At 32.3% G+C, this 18,562-nt stretch carries 19 protein-coding genes and 1 pseudogene; 13 read left to right on the top strand and 7 right to left on the bottom strand.

Features of this window, described 5'->3' with window-relative positions; genetic code table 11:
- The 6 genes and pseudogenes from CD041_RS12225 to pmtD form a co-directional block, all read left to right on the top strand.
- Nucleotides 1–81, top strand: a pseudogene (locus CD041_RS12225) (SE1626 family protein); the annotation flags it as partial.
- A 225-nt stretch (nt 82–306) separates the two neighbouring features.
- The gene (pmtR, locus tag CD041_RS00375; protein ID WP_002461404.1) at nt 307–687 is read left to right on the top strand and encodes a PSM export ABC transporter transcriptional regulator PmtR; all 381 of its coding nucleotides are present in this window, start codon (nt 307–309) and stop codon (nt 685–687) included.
- Nucleotides 684–1,571 carry a phenol-soluble modulin export ABC transporter ATP-binding protein PmtA gene (gene pmtA / locus CD041_RS00370; protein WP_002461402.1) on the top strand — a complete coding sequence of 296 codons (888 nt, stop codon included), beginning with the start codon at nt 684–686 and terminating at the stop codon, nt 1,569–1,571. The genes pmtR and pmtA overlap by 4 nt, the downstream gene beginning before the upstream one ends.
- Nucleotides 1,568–2,233, top strand: a complete 666-nt coding sequence (gene pmtB / locus CD041_RS00365; RefSeq protein WP_002477928.1) for a phenol-soluble modulin export ABC transporter permease subunit PmtB — start codon at nt 1,568–1,570, stop codon at nt 2,231–2,233. Before pmtA ends, pmtB begins: the two co-directional genes overlap by 4 nt.
- Before the next feature lie 18 nt (nt 2,234–2,251).
- Nucleotides 2,252–3,124: a phenol-soluble modulin export ABC transporter ATP-binding protein PmtC gene (gene pmtC / locus CD041_RS00360; RefSeq protein WP_002461399.1), complete on the top strand. Its 873-nt coding sequence runs from the start codon at nt 2,252–2,254 to the stop codon at nt 3,122–3,124.
- Complete coding sequence (gene pmtD / locus CD041_RS00355; protein ID WP_002477929.1) at nt 3,124–3,852, top strand: phenol-soluble modulin export ABC transporter permease subunit PmtD; 729 nt, start codon at nt 3,124–3,126, stop codon at nt 3,850–3,852. Before pmtC ends, pmtD begins: the two co-directional genes overlap by 1 nt.
- Nucleotides 3,853–3,945: 93 nt before the next feature.
- Here the strand turns inward: pmtD and CD041_RS00350 are convergent, their stop codons facing one another.
- The gene (locus CD041_RS00350; protein ID WP_002461397.1) at nt 3,946–4,503 is read right to left on the bottom strand and encodes a thioredoxin family protein; all 558 of its coding nucleotides are present in this window, start codon (nt 4,501–4,503) and stop codon (nt 3,946–3,948) included.
- Nucleotides 4,504–4,631: 128 nt separating this feature from the next.
- Here CD041_RS00350 and CD041_RS00345 point away from each other — a divergent pair, with 128 nt between their 5' ends.
- From CD041_RS00345 to CD041_RS00335, 3 genes are all read left to right on the top strand, one after another.
- A complete protein-coding gene (locus CD041_RS00345) occupies nt 4,632–5,156 on the top strand; it encodes a hypothetical protein (RefSeq protein WP_002477930.1) in 525 nt (174 codons plus the stop codon).
- Nucleotides 5,157–5,225: 69 nt separating this feature from the next.
- A complete protein-coding gene (locus CD041_RS00340) occupies nt 5,226–5,780 on the top strand; it encodes an HAAS signaling domain-containing protein (RefSeq protein ID WP_002461394.1) in 555 nt (184 codons plus the stop codon).
- A complete protein-coding gene (locus tag CD041_RS00335; RefSeq protein ID WP_070648273.1) occupies nt 5,780–6,619 on the top strand; it encodes a DUF4097 family beta strand repeat-containing protein in 840 nt (279 codons plus the stop codon). The genes CD041_RS00340 and CD041_RS00335 overlap by 1 nt, the downstream gene beginning before the upstream one ends.
- A 385-nt stretch (nt 6,620–7,004) precedes the next feature.
- Here CD041_RS00335 and CD041_RS00330 read toward each other — a convergent pair whose 3' ends face one another.
- Nucleotides 7,005–8,045 (bottom strand): C45 family autoproteolytic acyltransferase/hydrolase, encoded by a 1,041-nt coding sequence (locus CD041_RS00330; protein ID WP_070648274.1) that lies wholly within the window; start codon nt 8,043–8,045, stop codon nt 7,005–7,007.
- 311 nt (nt 8,046–8,356) lie between these two features.
- Here CD041_RS00330 and CD041_RS00325 point away from each other — a divergent pair, with 311 nt between their 5' ends.
- Together CD041_RS00325 and pglS are read left to right on the top strand one after the other, a co-directional pair.
- A complete protein-coding gene (locus CD041_RS00325) occupies nt 8,357–8,530 on the top strand; it encodes a hypothetical protein (protein WP_002461390.1) in 174 nt (57 codons plus the stop codon).
- A 125-nt stretch (nt 8,531–8,655) separates the two neighbouring features.
- Nucleotides 8,656–9,690: a 6-phosphogluconolactonase gene (gene pglS, locus CD041_RS00320; protein WP_070648275.1), complete on the top strand. Its 1,035-nt coding sequence runs from the start codon at nt 8,656–8,658 to the stop codon at nt 9,688–9,690.
- Nucleotides 9,691–9,784: 94 nt separating this feature from the next.
- Here pglS and CD041_RS00315 read toward each other — a convergent pair whose 3' ends face one another.
- From CD041_RS00315 to CD041_RS00305, 3 genes are all read right to left on the bottom strand, one after another.
- A complete protein-coding gene (locus CD041_RS00315; protein ID WP_070648277.1) occupies nt 9,785–11,164 on the bottom strand; it encodes an aldehyde dehydrogenase in 1,380 nt (459 codons plus the stop codon).
- Between the two features lie 443 nt (nt 11,165–11,607).
- Nucleotides 11,608–12,537 carry a manganese-dependent inorganic pyrophosphatase gene (locus CD041_RS00310; RefSeq protein WP_002461385.1) on the bottom strand — a complete coding sequence of 310 codons (930 nt, stop codon included), beginning with the start codon at nt 12,535–12,537 and terminating at the stop codon, nt 11,608–11,610.
- Nucleotides 12,538–12,591: 54 nt separating this feature from the next.
- On the bottom strand, nt 12,592–13,146 hold the full coding sequence (locus CD041_RS00305) for a cysteine hydrolase family protein (protein ID WP_002477934.1): 555 nt from the start codon (nt 13,144–13,146) through the stop codon (nt 12,592–12,594).
- A 117-nt stretch (nt 13,147–13,263) separates the two neighbouring features.
- Here CD041_RS00305 and CD041_RS00300 point away from each other — a divergent pair, with 117 nt between their 5' ends.
- Together CD041_RS00300 and CD041_RS00295 are read left to right on the top strand one after the other, a co-directional pair.
- Nucleotides 13,264–14,349, top strand: coding sequence for a glycosyl hydrolase family 28-related protein (locus tag CD041_RS00300; protein ID WP_062077839.1), 1,086 nt, complete (start codon nt 13,264–13,266; stop codon nt 14,347–14,349).
- Nucleotides 14,350–14,484: 135 nt separating this feature from the next.
- Nucleotides 14,485–16,047, top strand: coding sequence for an SLC13 family permease (locus CD041_RS00295; RefSeq protein WP_062077837.1), 1,563 nt, complete (start codon nt 14,485–14,487; stop codon nt 16,045–16,047).
- Between the two features lie 491 nt (nt 16,048–16,538).
- Here CD041_RS00295 and CD041_RS00285 read toward each other — a convergent pair whose 3' ends face one another.
- Complete coding sequence (locus tag CD041_RS00285; RefSeq protein ID WP_002461379.1) at nt 16,539–17,336, bottom strand: prephenate dehydratase; 798 nt, start codon at nt 17,334–17,336, stop codon at nt 16,539–16,541.
- A gap of 21 nt (nt 17,337–17,357) precedes the next feature.
- Entirely contained in the window at nt 17,358–18,425 is a 1,068-nt protein-coding gene (locus tag CD041_RS00280; protein WP_070648281.1) for a nitric oxide synthase oxygenase, read from the bottom strand.
- Nucleotides 18,426–18,562: the final 137 nt, after the last annotated feature.

The raw sequence follows: 18,562 nt of genomic DNA, 5'->3' as shown, positions 1-18,562 counted from the left end.
ATTTTAACCGCTGCTATTTTGTTCATTATTTGTGCTTTTATTAGTCGGAACAATGATAGACGCAAGCAAAATAGAAAATAAAGTAATAATAATTACATTTTTTACCATGTTCTTATCGATATACTTAAGTCGTAAATTGCTGAACTTCAGGCATTTTACGGCTTATATATTACGAGAAAATGCAATTGCATATATATAGTATATATACAGTCCTCCTGAATAAAACAATAAATCTCTCTTTTTCTCTTTACATATGAAGTTATGGTGTGTATATTATGTATATACAGTTATTAAAGGGGGACGTGCATGAAAATACTGATAAAAAACACCTCTAATCAACCTATATATGAACAAATAAAGCAGCAAATAAAAGAAAATATTTTAACAGGTCAGATAGATGCTGGGAGCCATTTACCATCAATGAGAGAGCTGGCTAAGGATTTACAAGTCAGTTTAATCACGACAAAACGTGCTTATGAAGATTTAGAAAAAGATGGATTTGTGACTACAATTAGAGGAAAAGGCACCTTTGTTAAAGAACAAGACCAATCTATTTTAAAAGAGAAACAATTTATTGTGATTGAACAACTTGCTCATTCATTGTGTAAAGAGGCTAAAACGATTGGTATGCCTTTAGCAGAAATAAAGGAAATTATCTCTTTGATTTATGAGGAGGATGAAGTATGAATGTTGTAGAACTAAACAACGTTAATTACAAAAATCCATCAATTGAACTCAAAAATATTTCCTTTAATATACCACGTGGATTTGTCACTGGTTTTATCGGAGCTAATGGGTCTGGTAAAACGACCATCATACGTCTGATAATGGGTTTACTCGAGGCTTCTAGTGGAACAATTCAACTCTTTAATCGTACTATGGATGATGCACCACAGTACATTAAGGATAAAATAGGCTTTGTCTATTCAGATATATATGCAAATCCTGATTGGACAATCGATAAATTAGAGTATTATACGGCACCTTTTTATAATCAGTGGGATACGAAGTGTTTTAACGATTACTTGAGACAATTTCACTTGAACAAGCAGCAAAAGATAAAGATGCTTTCGAGTGGGATGAAAATGAAATTATCATTAGCGTTAGCACTTAGTCATCACGCAGAACTGTTTGTTTTTGACGAGCCTACCTCTGGATTAGATCCAGTAGCTCGTAATGAAGTTCTGACATTGATACAACATGAACTATTAGATGAACAAAAGACAGTATTGATGTCAACGCATATTATGTCTGATTTAGAAAAAATTGCCGACTATTTAGTTTATCTAAAGCATGGTGAAATCTTATTAACAGGTGAATGTGATGCTTTATTAGCAAAATATGATATTGTCAAAGGTGATGCAGCTCAATTAGATAGCGAACTAGATGACCTACTAGATTACAAAGAGATACGCCACACTGGTTACTTAGGATTGACGAGTCACGGTAATACATTTAAAGAGCTTTTTGGTCATGATGTAGAAGTTTATAGTCCGACGATAGAAGAATTAATGATTTATTTAGATAAAGGGCAGAAAAATAATCTATCAGTAAGGGAGGATTCACAATGAAATCCCTTCTGATGCGAAACTTTAAATTACGACAATGGACCCTTTACATATACTTAGGGCTTTTAGTGTTCTTTCCAATTTACATTATTATTACAGTAAATACAGATTTTGGATTTATCATCTTTATTCCAATAGGTATTATCTTAATGATAATTAGTATCTTTGATGCAGGACATATGTTTAGAGTGCATAAAAGACTAGGTGGACAACAAGCCTATATATATTTTGCCAGTTTGCCCGTATCTAAAAAGGACATGCTTCGTGCAAATTATCTTACGTGCTTATTGTTAACACTTTTTGGAGCACTGGTCATCGGTTTATATGATAGTCAAACAATTGATAATGAACTCATGAATCGACTGCATATTTCAACTGCATATTCATTTTTAATTGTTAATTTCCTATCTATACCAATCGCTTTTCCAAAATATACGGAGTATAAGCGAAAAGGCGTTAGCTATGTTGGTTATTTAATCTTCATGTTAATTGTTATACCAGTTATGTATTCATTTTTCTTTACAGTTTTAAATCATGCTATGTTCAATAATCAATTGTCTAAAAATGAGGTTGCTTATTTTTTAAACAACGGGTTATTAGTAATTGCAATTCTCATATTTATTATTAATTATTTCATACAGTTAAAATACATTAAACGTTTATAAAAAGTCAGGAGGTATTTGATGCAATTAAAGAAAATCACCAAAACATATAAAGATAATGTCGTGTTAGACCAAATCGATTTTGATTTTAAGGAAAGTCAAATTGTAGGACTTATTGGTAAAAATGGTGTTGGAAAGACAACATTGATGAAAGTGATGAACAATAATATTATCAACTATCAAGGAGAAGTTGCGGTTAATCGTGAAGATAATATAGGTTATTTAATTGAACATCCAAAGCTTTATGATAATAAATCCGGATTAGATAATTTGAAATTATTTGCTCAAGTATTAGGTAATGGATTTGATAAAAGTTATTCAGATAAAATTATCGATGCTTTTGGAATGAGATCATATATTAATAAAAAAGTTAAAAAATACTCTATGGGTATGAAACAAAAGTTAGCAATTGCAGTTTCTTTGATGAATAAACCAAAGTATTTGATTTTAGATGAACCAACGAATGGTATGGACCCAGATGGATCGATTGATGTTCTTGAGACAATTAAGTCATTAGTTGAAGAACTACAAATGAAAATACTTATCTCTAGTCATAAACTTGAAGATATTGAATTAATTTGTGATCGTGCTATTTTCTTAAGAAATGGTAAATTTGTACAAGATGTTGATATGACAAAAGGAAGTATTGATGATGCTACTATTATTAAAGTTAAGGTAGAGCAGTTTGACGAGGCGAAAGAAGTGCTAGAGAACCATTTCAATGTACTCGAGTCACATGCTGAACTTGGAGAATTGCATATTAAAATTCAACAAGATTATAGTCAATTACTTAAATTGTTAGCGCAACGTCATGTGTACCCAACGTTTATCGAATCACGTAAAAATTCATTACGCGACACGTATTTTAATATTAATCAAAGAGGTGATAAATAATGAGAAGCTTACAACTAGTGAAATATGATTTAATTAGTATAATAAAAAGTTATTTGACATATGTGGCAATTGCACTTGTTGGTGGGTTATTTGGACTAGTATCCTACTTGTTTATGAAAAATACGCATAAAGTCCACTATGAGTCATTAATTCCAATGATTAACTGGGCTTTACTATTTGTGGGCACGCTTTTTGTAATTAAAACAATCACTAGAGATTATTCACAAGGGACAATTCAACTTTATATGAACAGAGTTTCTAGCAGAATTGGATATGTGATGGCGAAAGTTATATCAATTATTTTGATAGCACTTATATTTGCAGGAGTAGCTTATATTTCTATGCTGTTAATTCAAGCCTTTACTAAGGGCGATAAATTAGATGGAGATATATTCCTAAAAAACATTTGGTTCTATGTGATTTTCTTATTATTTTATGGATTAGTATTATTCTTGCTGACACTCATTGTTCAAAAGCCAGCAGTGATATTTACAATAGGTATTTTCTTAATCTTTATTGTGCCATTTATTGATCCATTTTTAGGACTTATTCCAGAATGGGGAGAACACATACAAGATGCGATGAAATATATACCGTTTAGCTATTTAACAAAAAAAGAATTAAATAGCAATATAGAATTTACAAATTGGCAGTGGTTTATCTCAATCGCATCAATTGTAGTGCTTTTTGTAACAACACTGTTTTATGCAACTAAGCGCGATATATAAAAAATATTAAAAATAATAAAAGTAATATTGAAACAAAGTACACCCTAAAAGTTAGCTTTTTTCTAACTTTTAGGGTGTTTTTACATTGGATAATTAACTTAATTTCGTAATAATAGAGTCATAAACAGCTTGCCATAATGTAGAGTCTGTTTTATAACGATTAGAAATAATAACATGTGTTTCATTTAACTTATCTTCGTAATTAGCATCTTCTTTGTTAGGTAAGTGCGTTGAACGAACGTCATCGACAAATTTTTGAACAATTTGTGCACGTGGACCCCAAACGGTCTCTTGTTCATAGTTATCGTTTAAAAAGATAAAAATGGGAATCGAACGAGATGTACCATTAGTTAAATATTGATCAATTAAATCCGTATCTTCGTCTCTATGGAAGACACGCACTTCCCAATTTAGTTCTTCGCTGATACGTTTCAGAATAGGTAAATTCATCATCGCATCGCCACACCAGTCTTCTGATATTACTAATACTTTGCTGTAAGCTGATTGTTGCAACTGTTTGAGTCGCTGATCATCATTAGGTAGCTTGAATGACTCATAAATTGACAATACATTTTCCTTGTTTACTGTCATGTCATCAATGTACTGACCAATAGGTTGACTTTGCTTAAAATATGTTTCTAACTTAGCCATAATCATTTCCTCCCATTAAGTAGTTTATATAATTATAGCAACAAATGCATAATATACAAATGAAGAAGCTTTCTTTTATAAGATATTCATAAAGATACCATAAAGATAAATGCAACGAGCTAGTGCTTATGATATATTTAATAAATAGTAAGAAAGTGGTGAATAAAGTGCGTATTGAAAACAGATGGATTGTTTTTTTAATATTCTTAATAAGTTCCATTATTGTTTTAATAAGTTTAAATGTTTATAAAAATGAAAAGTCGGTGGATTTATCTGAACTAAAAATTAATGATTTACAACTAAATCAACAATTCAATAATTCGGATTATCAACTGAACCACAAAATAAAGTTAGATAGATATCGTTTTTATACACATAAAAAGTATAAAAATCTTATAGTTAAAGTTCAAAAGCATAGTAATAAAATAAAAGGGATTGTGTTAATTAATCATTCTAATATTACTACTAATTTTGGAGTTCAAATTGGTGATTCAATTGATCAAGCCATTATGAATTTAGGGGAAAGTTATAAAAAAACACATCAGGGCAAGAAATATAAGTCAATTACATATTTTGATAAGCAAAATCATATGAAATTATCTATTTTATATAAAGATAATAGTGTAAAACGATTAGAATTTTTCAGTCGCTAATACATTCGACTTATTAAATTTTTACCACTAAATATGATATATAGATAAACGATATAGTGGAGTGAACGTATGGATAAGATTACTTTTTTAAACCAGCTTGAAATTGAATTAGATGAGTTGCCTCGAGAACAAAAAGACCAAATTATGTATAAGTATGAATCGATGTTTTTGGCTGAAGAACAACAAGGGAAAACAGAACAACAAATTGTTACAAAAATGCCGGAACCGCAAAATATTGCCAAAAATTTTAAAGCGAAATCAGCGATTAGTTATGCAGAGTTCCGTCCTAATCTACGTAATGTTGTTAGAGCAGTTATGGCATCACTTAGTTTAGGTGTATTATCGACGCTATTTATTTTAATTCCTACATTAATTGTTGGGATGATTTTAATGCTTATATTGGTAATGGCTTGTGTTCTAACATTAACACCTATCATTTTAATGCTCGTAAGTTTGTGGCGACACATTCCAGATTCATTGAGTAATATTTTATTTGGGCTTTCATATTCAGGATTGGGATTAATATTTATCGTTTTAGCATTAAAACTGGTTAATTTAATTTATCGTTTAATTATTAAATATTTAATGTGGTATATTAAAACGGTTAAAGGAAGCGTCCAATAATGAAAAAAGTAATGATTGCAGGTATCGCTATATTTATTATTTTCTTCATTAGCGGTACACTATCATGGTTTATGCATGATAAAGAAAAATATAAAAATTTGAAATATACTCAGTCTTATGATGCAAATGAAATAAAAAGTTTATCAATTAAAGCTTCTGGTGGCGTTCATATAAAGCAAGGTAAACAATTTAAGGTGAAATATTACAGTGATAATAAGGTAACTATGCATAAATACAAAGGTACATTGCGCGTAATGCAAACCAAATCTTCAAATAGAGGTTATAGTGTTAATGTCAATCCATTTAGAACCATTAATTATATGATTGAAATAGAGGTACCATCTAAAATGTTAAAGCATTTAACGATCGATGCTCCAAACAATAAGTTAATTATTGATGGTATTCAGTCAGCTGAGACAACAATTTATAAAGGGGTTGACAGCATAAATATTACCAATTGTCATTTCGATAATGCTGAAATCAATGGCGATAATTATTATATGAACATCAATAACAGTAAGATGCGGTCAAGTCGTTTTAAAGTAGACAGTGGGGGCTTTAACATTGAAAATAGCCAAATGAATGATTCTATTTTTCTTGCTAATCAAGGAGATATAAGATTTGAAGATATGCCGCGACAATCAAATTTGAAAGCAGCTACGAAAAATGGAGACATTAATTTTGCATATAAACGAAAGCCAAAAAACACATTATTAAAACTTCATCCAGGTCACGGTAAAAGTGTTGTCACACAGTCAGCATTTAAAGAAGGAAAAGTAGGTATCAGTCACAACGTTTTAGAGTTTTATACAACTGATGGAGATATAATAATCCAATAATTAGATGACACAGAGTCTAAAACATGATACCTAGAAAACAGTTCAGTTTGGTACATCATTATGTTTTAAACTATAAACTAAATATTGGCAGTGGTTGACTGGATTGAAAGTACGCTGATACCAAGCTTTTTTCAATCCTAGTCAACCTTGCCAGGGCGGGACTGCGAATTCATCATGAACTCGTAGTCCCGCTCTTTTCTTTATTAACGATCGTTCGTATTATTGACTTGCTTTCATTGGTAATAGTTTCAGTACATCTTGAACCCTCAAAAGCCTTGCCTAAATACTTTAAACTAATTCCTAATGTTTAATTATATGTTGTCAGAGACTTATTTTCTCTTGTTTATTCGTTATAGAAGTAAACACGTTAATTAATGTTTTTTCATTAATAAGTAGCAAAGGTTAAATCTGTATCTAAACGACCATCAAATTGATTAAAGAATAGCGGCGTGCCGTTTAACCATGCTTGAAAATCAATTACGCGTGGCGCTTTATTTTCACCTAAAGTCATCCATGCAAATAAAGATTGTGGTTCATACATAGAAGTGTGGATCGTACCAGACCAACTTCTGAATAATTTACTATATATTTCATATTGAGGATCATTAAATAGTTTGAATGCTTGATGTTTGTCAAGTGATTGTGATGTTTGACTGATAGTACGTTCAAGGCGAGCTTGAGATTCAGCCGTATAATTTCTATTTTCGTGAGTTAAAAGTTCAAAGTGATTCGTACATACTTTATCATAACGGACGTTGAAACTGCGAGGCGTGACTTCAATAATTGCATGGTTTAAGTTTCTATCCATAACTATGTAGCTGAAAGAACTTCTATGAGGAAGTTCTTGTAAAAACGTAATTGCATCATCAACAGTTTTACAATATTGTAAAATTAAGCGACCAATCATATAGCATACAAATCCATTACCTGGCTTTTTACGATGCATGAAATTGTACCCCATTACTAGACCAGCTTCATTCATGCCATCCATTCGACCTGTCACTCTGGATGTAGGTCCAATTTGAGCTAAACCACCATCATTCGGTTGAAATAATAAGTAACGACCATCATAAGTTGCAGGATGATAATCATAATTTCTGACCATATAATCTTTGCCTTGAAAGACGGTACAACCGCTCTCTGGTAAATCAGTAAAACGATAATGTGCAAAATTTAAGACCATTTGTTTACTTGGAAGATTTAATACATCTTGCATTCCAGTTAGTTCTTGCCATATTTCTGGCGCATATGTTTGAAAAACGCCATACGTTTCTTTAACATCTATATCAAATCTTGGCATGCGTTTCTTCCACTCTTGTTCTCTATTTTTTAGTAAAGGGGTTTTACGTAACCATTGAGCTGTTTTAACACCTAAATCATAGTGCGAGCCACGATGTGTCATAATTTCAGATTGAACATGTTGCATTGTAAACCTCCACAAGTTAATTTATTACAGAATTGTAATATGTTATTAATTGTATTTTTCACAATAATGAATTTATAATAAATAACAGCATTAGATATTGCTAATCATAATTAATGAGGTGATTTTCATGAATGGAAACACTTATAATAAAGTAAAAAATGCTATTATTAATTGGTGGAATTGGTAACAAAATATTGTGATAAGCTTTTGATTATTATATCAGAATAAGGGTATAAGTTTAATGGTAAATGCATATGTGATAATATTATATATTGTAAATATGCTTATTTTTAAATAGAGGTGAAATCGCAATGTGGAACTTTATTAAAGGATTATTTAAATTTGTATTTAGCTTAGTGGCTATTACAACTGTCATTGTAAGTGTAGGTTTTGTAGCTTTTGCTTACATTTTCAAAAAAGATTTTGAAGATATCGAAAGAAAAACAAAAGAAATTATTTCTGATATTGAAGGAAATAATGCTTAATTCTATATTGTTTTAGTCAGTGTCTGTTAGTGTTACAGACGCTGTTTTTTTATTTGTTAAATAGTTGTTATTTAATTGTAATCTTTTATAGAATAGTAAATAAGAAGTTTGGAGGGATGATAGTTATGACAATTGGATATATTGGGTCATATACGAAACATAACGGAAAGGGTATTTATCGTTATGAATTAGATGATGTACAAGGGCGTATCAAATTTTTAGAAACAGGTTACAACATTGAAGCATCAACATATTTGGCTCAGACAGATGATTATTTATATGCAATCACAAAAGAGGATGCTCAGTGTGGTGTTGCAAGTTTTAAAAAGGAAGCGGATGGCTCTTTAACATATATGAATCAATGTCTGCCATCAACGGAAGGGACAGGTTGTTATATATCTATATCAACAAGTGGTGAATACCTTTTTGAGGCAGTATATAGTGCTGGACTTGTGAGATTATATAAATTGGATACTCAAACAGGCCATATTATCAACCTTATAGATGAATTAGCACTCCATTATCCCCTTGGTTCTCATGAACGTCAAGAACACTCACATGCACACTTTATTCATGAGACACCAGATCAACGCTTTGTTGTTGTTACTGATTTGGGTGCGGATCGAATTATCACATATGAATTCAGTGATAAAGGATTTAAAGAAAGTGCAGTATCACAATTTAATGATGCAGATGGGCCTCGTCATATCGCATTTCATAACAATGGACAATATGCGTATGTGGTACATGAATTATCAAATATCATCAGTGTGACAACTTATCAAAATGGCGAGTTTCATGAATTAGAACGTCATTCAACAATACCAGAACAGCTACAAAATGAAACGAAGTTAGCAGCAGTACGCTTATCTCACGACCAACGTTTTATCTATGTGAGTAATAGGGGAGATGATAGCATTGCCATTTTTAAATTAAGTGACGAAGGTGCACATCTAGAGTTAATTGATATCGTTAAAAGTGGCGGCGTATTTCCTCGAGACTTTAATATAACAGCTTCAGATGATTACATTGTTTGTGCACATCAAGAAGATGGAGGTATTGTCACAGTCTTTGAACGCAATCATGATACTGGAAAGTTATCGTTGACTGATTCAACACATGTTGCTCCAGAAGGTGTTTGTGTCACATTTTTAATTTGAAATAATAGATAAAAATAAGCCCAATAACACATTGGCATATGTTGTCATGATAGTCAATCTATCAAAACTGCCTTGTGGTTATTGGGCTTGTTTATTAATTTTTAAAAAACGCTTTAATGTATTTTAATTTACCTTTATAAGGTGGATAAATCATACTTGAATCTAAACGTGTCGATTTAAATATATAAGATTTATCATGACTAAATGTATCAAATGAATATTTACCATGATATTGTCCAATGCCTGAAGCACCAACGCCTCCAAAAGGTAAATTTGGATTAGCTAAATGCATTAAAGTATCATTAATTGCACCGCCACCAAATGATAATTCATTCAGTACGCGTTGTGTATTATTTTCATCTTCACTAAACAAGTAACAACTTAAAGGTTTTGATTTTGCGCGCACGATATCTAATGCCTCATTAAAATCATCGTATTCAATGATAGGTAGAATAGGGCCAAATATTTCTTCTTCCATAATTTTAGAATGTGGGGTAATATTTTCTAACAATGTAGGCGCTATATATCGGTTTTCTTTGTCGCTAGTCCCTCCAACAATAATTTCATTGCGATGAATATTTAATAATTCATTTAACCTAGTAAAATGTTTGTCATTAATAATGCGCCCATAATCAGGATTGTTTTGAACATTTTTGCCATAAAATTCTGCAATAGAGTGTTTTAATGCTGTAATTAGTGCAGATTTTACTTTTTTATTTACTAATATATAATCAGGTGCTACGCACGTTTGTCCAGCATTTGTAAATTTTCCAAAGGTTATTCTATCACTTGCTACTTTAATATTCGCAGTTTCGTCGACAATAACAGGTGATTTTCCTCCTAATTCAAGGGTTACAGGAGTCAATTGTTTGCTAGCTGTTTCATAAACAATACGTCCAACCTTTTCACTACCTGTAAAGAAAATGTAATCAAAGGGGAGATGAAGCAACGTTTGAGTTTCATCAATACTACCTTCAACAATACTAATATACCGATGTTCAAAAGACGATTCAATGATGTGATTAACGACTTCGGTAGTGTGTGGTGTCAATTCGGATGGCTTAATAATAGCCGTATTACCAGCTGCTATGGCACCTATGAGTGGCTCAAATACTAGTTGAACAGGATAATTAAAAGGTCCGATAATTAAGACAGTACCATAAGGTTCTTTCATAATATAACTTTTTGTCGGAAACATAAATAATGGGGTATCGACTTGTTGGGTTTTAGTCCAAGATTTTAATTCTTTAAGTGCGAGCTTAATACTTTTTAGTACGATGCCAATTTCAGTCGCGTAGGCTTCGACATTGTTTTTGCCTAGGTCTTTTTTCAATGCTTCTAGTAATGCTTTTTCATTGTTTTTAATATTTTTACGCAAACTTTTTAATTGCTGTTTTCTAAACTTAACATTTTTAGTAGCTTGAGTATTAAAATATTGTTTGCTCTCATTAAATCTTTGTTCTATGTGATTCAATGCAGTGCCTCCTTTTTTCTATATCAATATTATTAATGACATGGGGAGTGGGACAGGATTCATTATGAATTCGTAGTCTCGCCCGGCAAGGTTGACTAGGATTGAAAAAAGCTTGGTATCAGCGTACTTTCAATCAAGTCAATTACTGCCAATATTTAGTTTATAGTTTAAAACATAATGATGTTCCAGACTCATTTTTTATAAACTCATAATTACGTTTTGACCATAAAAGCATGTCTAATAAGATAAATACATATCATTGTCATTGTAATATATGGCTCATTATAATCATACTAATTCAGTTTTTGTGTTTGCATTTAGGGTAGGAGGATGTAATGTGAAAAAATGATATAAATATTTACTCACTATAAAAAATAACGATTTCCACAGCATGAGCAATGAAAATCGTTACTTAATTAATATTCAATTAAACTGTAAAACTTTTATTTAATTAAAACTTCAGTTATTTGAGGAACAACTTGTTTTTTACGTGATACAACACCAGTTAAGAATGCCATACCGTCGTCTAACTTAACATTAAATGCTTCGCCAACTTTTTCTTTTTCAGCACCAACAACTAATATTTTAGAGTTACTATTGATAATATCAGTGACAACTAACACGAATAAATCATATTTTTCATTGGCACTTGCTTCTAACATTACTTTTTCAAATTCATCTTTACGGTCTAATACTTCATCAATATCTACTGTGTTAACTTGTGCAATACGAGTGACATAATCTCCCATGTTGAAAGATTTTGCATCTTTATTAATTAAAAATTCAGCAGATTTATCTGTAGTAGATGCGCCTGCTTTAAGCATATCTAAACCATAACTATCTAAATCTATTTGAGCGATGTCTTTTAGTGCTTGAGCAGCGGCAACATCTTCTTTAGTACAAGTTGGTGATTTAAATAATAAGCTGTCTGAAATGATTGCAGACACCATAAGTCCTGCAATTTCACGTTTAATTTCAAAACCACGCTCTTTATACATTTTATATAAAATAGTAGCTGTACAACCCACTGGTTCAGCACGATAATATAAAGGTCCTGCTGTTTCAAAGTTAGAGATTCTATGGTGATCAATAACATGTTTAATTGTAGCACCAGAAATCGTATCTGAACTTTGTTGGAATTCATTGTGATCAACTAAAATAACATCTTGATCTTCCAAATCATCCGTTAAAAGTTCGGGTGCATTGACATTAAAATGATCTAACGCAAATTGTGTTTCTGCACTTACGTCACCTAAACGATAAGCAGTTGCTTCAGTATTACCTCTGAGTTGTTCAAAATCTGCCATAATGATAGCTGATGAAATTGCATCAGTATCTGGATTTTTATGCCCGAATATATAAGTTTTTGTCATGCTTTTATTCTCCCTTACTAAATATGATATCTTTTATTTTAGCACGTTTTCAGATTATTCTTCTACCTCTGCGCCCAATGTATTTTTAAAATGTTGCAACGCCCAAGCATGTCCAGCTGGATTAAAGGAAGCGACCCCTTTGGCTGGTATATGAATATTGTAGCCTAAATTATATGCTGAAATCGCTGTGTGAAGAATACAAATATCAGTGCACACACCTACGATTTCAATGGTATCAATATGCCGTTCACGTAAAAGAGAATCAAGAGGTGTACCATAAAAAGAATCATATCTACGTTTATCGAGATAGTGAATATGCTTTTGATCTTGATGTTGCTTATAGAAATCACCTATCGTTCCATACAATTCTCGTCCATGTGTGCCCGCAAGATTATGTGGTGGAAAAAGATGGGTTTCTGGATGATAAATATCCTCTTCGTAATGTAAATCCATTGTAAAAATAATGTCTTGTTGTGCGGCATGATATGCTTCCAATCGGGATTTGATATACTCCTCTATGGCTTGGCCTGGATGTCCGCACGTTAATTTTCCATCAGTTGCGATAAAATCATTTGAATAATCAACTACGATTAATGCTTTCTTAATCATTTTTGCCTCCCAAATTGCTTAAAATAAAGAAAAACGTGTAATGTGATATGATGTATTTATAGTAATAAGTATAGCCATAGGACACTGCAGTTACAACTTTTTTTGAGGAGGTGCGATATGATTATCAATGCACAAGATTATGGGTTGAAAGGCAAGAATCGACGTGCAGATAGACGGGCGATTCAAAAAGCACTTAATATTGCACATCGAAGAAAAGGAAGACAAACGGTTTATATACCTGCGGGTGAATTTCATATAAATAAAGCATTAGTTATTTATGAAGGAACGACATTATTGCTAGATGAGCAAACCACTTTATTGCGAACAGGTAAAGATGCCTTATTGAAAAATGGGAAACCATATATTTTCTATCATGAATATCGTGGTAATGGTCATATCCATATTAAAGGGGGCACCTTTGATATGAACGGTAAAAATTGTCCCTATAATAATACCGCACTTTGTTTTGGACATGCTGAAGATATACAGTTGTTGGATGTCACCATTAGAAATGTTGTAGGAGGCCACTGTATTGATGCTTGTGGAATCAATGGTTTGTATATTAAGCAATGTCGATTTATTGGATTTAGAGATGTAGATGGAGATCGCTGGTTTTCAGAAGCTGTTCAACTCGATATACAAGTGCCTGGAGCATTTCCAAAATTTGGAACGCGTGATGGTACGATAACTAAAAATGTAGTGATAGAAAATTGCTACTTTGGAAAATCTGAAACAGCTGGCATGGGTCCTTGGAATCGGGCGATTGGCTCTCATGCGAGTCGTTATCAACATTTTTATGAAAATGTTCACATAAATAATAATGTTTTTGATGGCATGACTGACTATGCAGTGACACCATTGAAATGGAAAGATACATTTATTGCGCATAATCATTTTATTAGCTGTGCTGGAGGCATCCGCTTTTTAGCAGTGAAAGATGGGAAAAATGCGGCTGATATGCTAGGGCAGGAACACCAAACAGAGGCAGGTAGAAATATCAATATTATTAACAATCATTTTAAAGGTAAGATGACTAAAGATGCTATTCACATACGCAGCTATAATAATGTGAAGCATCAAACTGTTTGCATTTCGGCTAATACATTTGATAATGCTGAAAAAACGATACATGTTGAAGATGCCAAAGACGTGACCATAAATCAGACTGAAGAAATCAATATAAATTTAATTAATATTGAATAATAAAATTTATTTACTCGAACACTCTGTTGAATTAATTTTCAAAAGGGTGTTTTTTTATATGGTATAATACTTATAATTATCATCTATTAAGTGAATATTTTGATAATTAACATAAAGATGTAGGGGGTGGAAGCGATGTTATTTTCAAAAAATGACTCGCAGCAACGAACATCAAGTTATTTAACATTTTTCTCGCAAAATAGTACAAAAAAGTCTTACAATTTAGGGCAATTATTAGGACTTATTTTAGGGCCGCTATGTTTTGCTTTAATATTAATTTTCTTTCATCCACCGGCTTTGCCAGAAAAAGGGGTTTTTGTATTAGCAATAACTGTGTGGATTGCAATTTGGTGGATAACAGAAGCAATTCCGATTGCAGCAACAAGTTTTTTACCGCTAATTTTATTACCAATTGGTCATGTGTTATCACCTGAAGCTGTATCATCAGAATATGGCAATGATATTATTTTCTTATTTTTAGGTGGCTTCATTCTAGCTATTGCAATGGAAAGATGGAATTTGCATACACGTGTTGCCTTAACGATTATCAAGTATATAGGGGCAAGTACAGCCAAAATATTATTGGGTTTTATGATAGCAACAGGGTTTCTATCAATGTTTGTGTCAAACACAGCAGCTGTCATGATAATGATTCCTATTGGACTAGCTATAATTAAAGAAGCAAATGAATTGAATGATAAAGAAAAACACAAAGTCAGCTTACACAAATTTGAAAAGTCTTTAGTATTAGCGATAGGTTATGCAGGAACGATAGGTGGTCTTGGCACACTGATAGGAACGCCACCATTAATAATTTTGAAAGGACAATTTGAACAACATTTTGGACAAGAAATTAGTTTTGCTAAATGGATGATTATTGGTATTCCAACTGTATTTATACTTATCGCATTAACATGGGCATATTTAAGATATGTAGCTTTTAAACATGATATGAAATATTTGCCTGGTGGACAATCATTGATTCAATCGAAATTAGATGAGCTTGGCAAAATGAAGTACGAAGAAAAGGTTGTTCAGGCTATATTTGTATTTGCAAGTTTACTCTGGATTTCGCGTGAATTTTTATTGAATAATTGGTCTGTAACGTCAGAAATAGCTGATGGTACCATCGCCATATTTATTTCAGTGCTACTTTTCATTATACCCGCAAAGAACAAACAACAGTTTCAACGAATCATTGATTGGGAAGTGGCTAAAGAATTACCATGGGGAGTACTAATTTTATTTGGTGGTGGCTTAGCTTTAGCGAAAGGGATATCAGAGAGTGGTTTGGCTAAATGGTTAGGTTTACAATTAAAATCTTTAGATGGTGTTAGCCCGATGATTATTGTAGCTGTTATTACATTATTTGTCCTGTTTTTAACAGAAATAACTTCCAATACAGCAACAGCGACGATGATATTACCAATATTGGCATCATTATCTGTAGCTGTTGATGTACACCCATTATTATTGATGGTTCCTGCAGCTATGGCAGCGAACTGTGCTTATATGTTACCTGTGGGAACACCGCCCAATGCAATCGTGTTTGGTACTGGGAAATTAGAAATTAAGGAAATGGCTTATGTAGGTTTTTGGGTCAATCTCATTAGTGCCGTACTTATCATTATTGTAGTTTATTTCTTTATGCCTATCATTTTAGGTATTGATATTTCAAAAGCTTTACCATTAAAATAATGGCTAAAGTATAAATATTAATACAAGAAAATACAGTTTAAGATAAAAATTTAAAATAATACAGGTAGGGATATAAATTCCAAAAAATATGGTCTGGGATATAAATCTCAGAAAAACAGCAGCAAGATATTTTCAATTAGAAAATATCTTGCTGCTGTTCTCTATTTTCACAATACTTCGTATTGAATGGCTTCGCTTTCCTAGGGTGCCGTCTCAGCCACCCCAACTCGCGTTGTTCGTTGACTTTCTTTTGGAATGTCTTTTTGTTGGGGCCCCTGTCTTCGACTGGCACTGCTCCCTCAGGAGTCTCGCCATAAATACTATGTATTAACATGTAATTTTACCTTTAAATGCTTTAAAAATAAGGCACTTTCGTATCATTTAATAAATACCACTAAACTAAATCAACGATGTGCGTTATAAAAAATTACTAAAAGCTCCCGGCTTATTTTCTTCAAAATGATACCATTGAAACTATTTCAGAATTATTTTTAATTAGAAAACGAACCGATAATTTTAATTTTAAAGTCTAATGTTTCTAATATTGAAATCACTTTTTTTAATTCATCATTTAAACCTCTGTCAGCTTGGACAAAAAATCGATATTTTCCAAGTTCTGTTTTTAAAGGTCGTGATTCTATCCATGATAAATTAATATTAAATAATGCAAATGTATTTAATATGCTGGCTAATAGGCCGGGTTTATCGGACTGAGGTGTTATAACAAGTATGGTCTGACTGGTATACGGTTTAAAATGATTATGATTTTTGATGATTAAAAAGCGTGTTGTGTTATGCGGATAATCTTCAATATTTGATGCTAAGGCCTTAAATCCTAGTCGTTCTCCACTGCCCAGTGGTGCAATTGCTGCAGTCGTCGATGTAATTTTATCTAAACTCTGAATAGTACTATCGACATAATCGTAATTAAAACCATGTTGGTGTATAAAGTTACGTGTTTGACTAATCGCTGGTGCAATCGAATAAACGGTAGAAATATCAGAAAGTGATGTATGGGGCAATGCATATAATCCAAAGTGAATGTTTATGATAATTTCCCCGTGGGCAAAAATATCTTGTTGTGCTAGTGCATCTGCAACCATATTAATCGTCCCTTCGATAGAATTTTCGATAGGAACGATTCCCATATCTTCTTTATTATTTACTACAGCTAAAATAACCTCAAGCAAGTTGGACTGTGCACACCGATCAATTGATGGCTCTGAGACGATTTGTTGGCTTGCTAAAAAAGAAAAAGTGCCCTTTGGACCTAAATAATGTAATTTCATAGTTGACCTCCATATGCGTGTTTAATGGAAAGGGCAAGATGTTGTTTTGTTCTTTTTATAATAGAAATTTGGATCTTTCATCTCATTATTAAAACCATGGTGATAGTTATCAGTTAAAGTTGGCGATAATGGCGGTGCCAGCCAGGACCACTTACCAGTCACTTGGCGTTCTGCTTGAGCTTCCTTTTGTTGAAAAAGTTCAAACTGTTTAGAAGCCGTTAAGTGATCAATAATTGAAATGCCTTGCGATTTGAATGAATGATAGACCGCATAATTCAATTCAACTAATGCCCGATCTTTGTTGAATGTATTATTTTTTAGTGTATCAAAATTGAAAGCATCTGCAACTTTTTCTAATAAATTATAGCGATAAGAATCAGTAAAATTTCGAACTGCAATTTCAGTGACCATATACCAGCCGTTAAAAGGAGCGCAGGTATATGTGATGCCACCGATAACTAAGTTCATATTTGAAATAATAGGAACGGCATACCATTTTAAATTAAGTGCTTTTAATTTAGGGTAATGCTCATGTATAATATCAACTTCTTTCACAAGTTCAGAAGGAAGTTCATGATATGTTACACGCTTCCCAGGAATTTGAAAGATTAATGGTAACACATCAAAATCTGTATGATTACCTTGCCATCCTAAGTGTTGTGCTAGACGAGTCACGTCTCGTTCTGCAGGGTCACCCATGTCATCGTATCCAGCATAGCGAATGATTTGATTGTTGAAAATTTTAGGTGGGTTTTCCGCTGAAAAAATAGTAATTGTAGGTTTTATTTTTCCGCCATTTGTTGCTAAAGATAAATGCTGATGGATTGAATTTATAAAGGACGATTCATCTTGAACATCTCTCGCATCAATAACGTTTAACGATTCCCAAAATAGTCGGCCGATACAACGATTTGAATTTCTCCATGCCATTTTGGCACCATACGTTAATTCTTCTAATGTATGTGTATAAATACCAGATTCTTCAATTTCTTGTTCTATTTGTAGTATACGAGCATTCATTTTAGTTTGTGAATATTTTAATTCTTTATACATAGTTTGGATAAATTGTATGGCTTTTTCCCTTAACATATGCTCACCTCATCACCATTATAATGGAGAGCTATTAAAAGGCCATAAAAAAGATTACATTGTCACTAATTTGTCTTTTAAAGCAGATCACATAAAGTATGTATTAAACAACTAAATTATTCTGAATGTTTGAATTA

Origin of the sequence: Staphylococcus lugdunensis (genome assembly GCF_002901705.1) — a bacterium.
In the GTDB taxonomy this organism is placed as follows: domain Bacteria; phylum Bacillota; class Bacilli; order Staphylococcales; family Staphylococcaceae; genus Staphylococcus; species Staphylococcus lugdunensis.
This window is presented reverse-complemented; position numbering and strand designations above follow the sequence as displayed.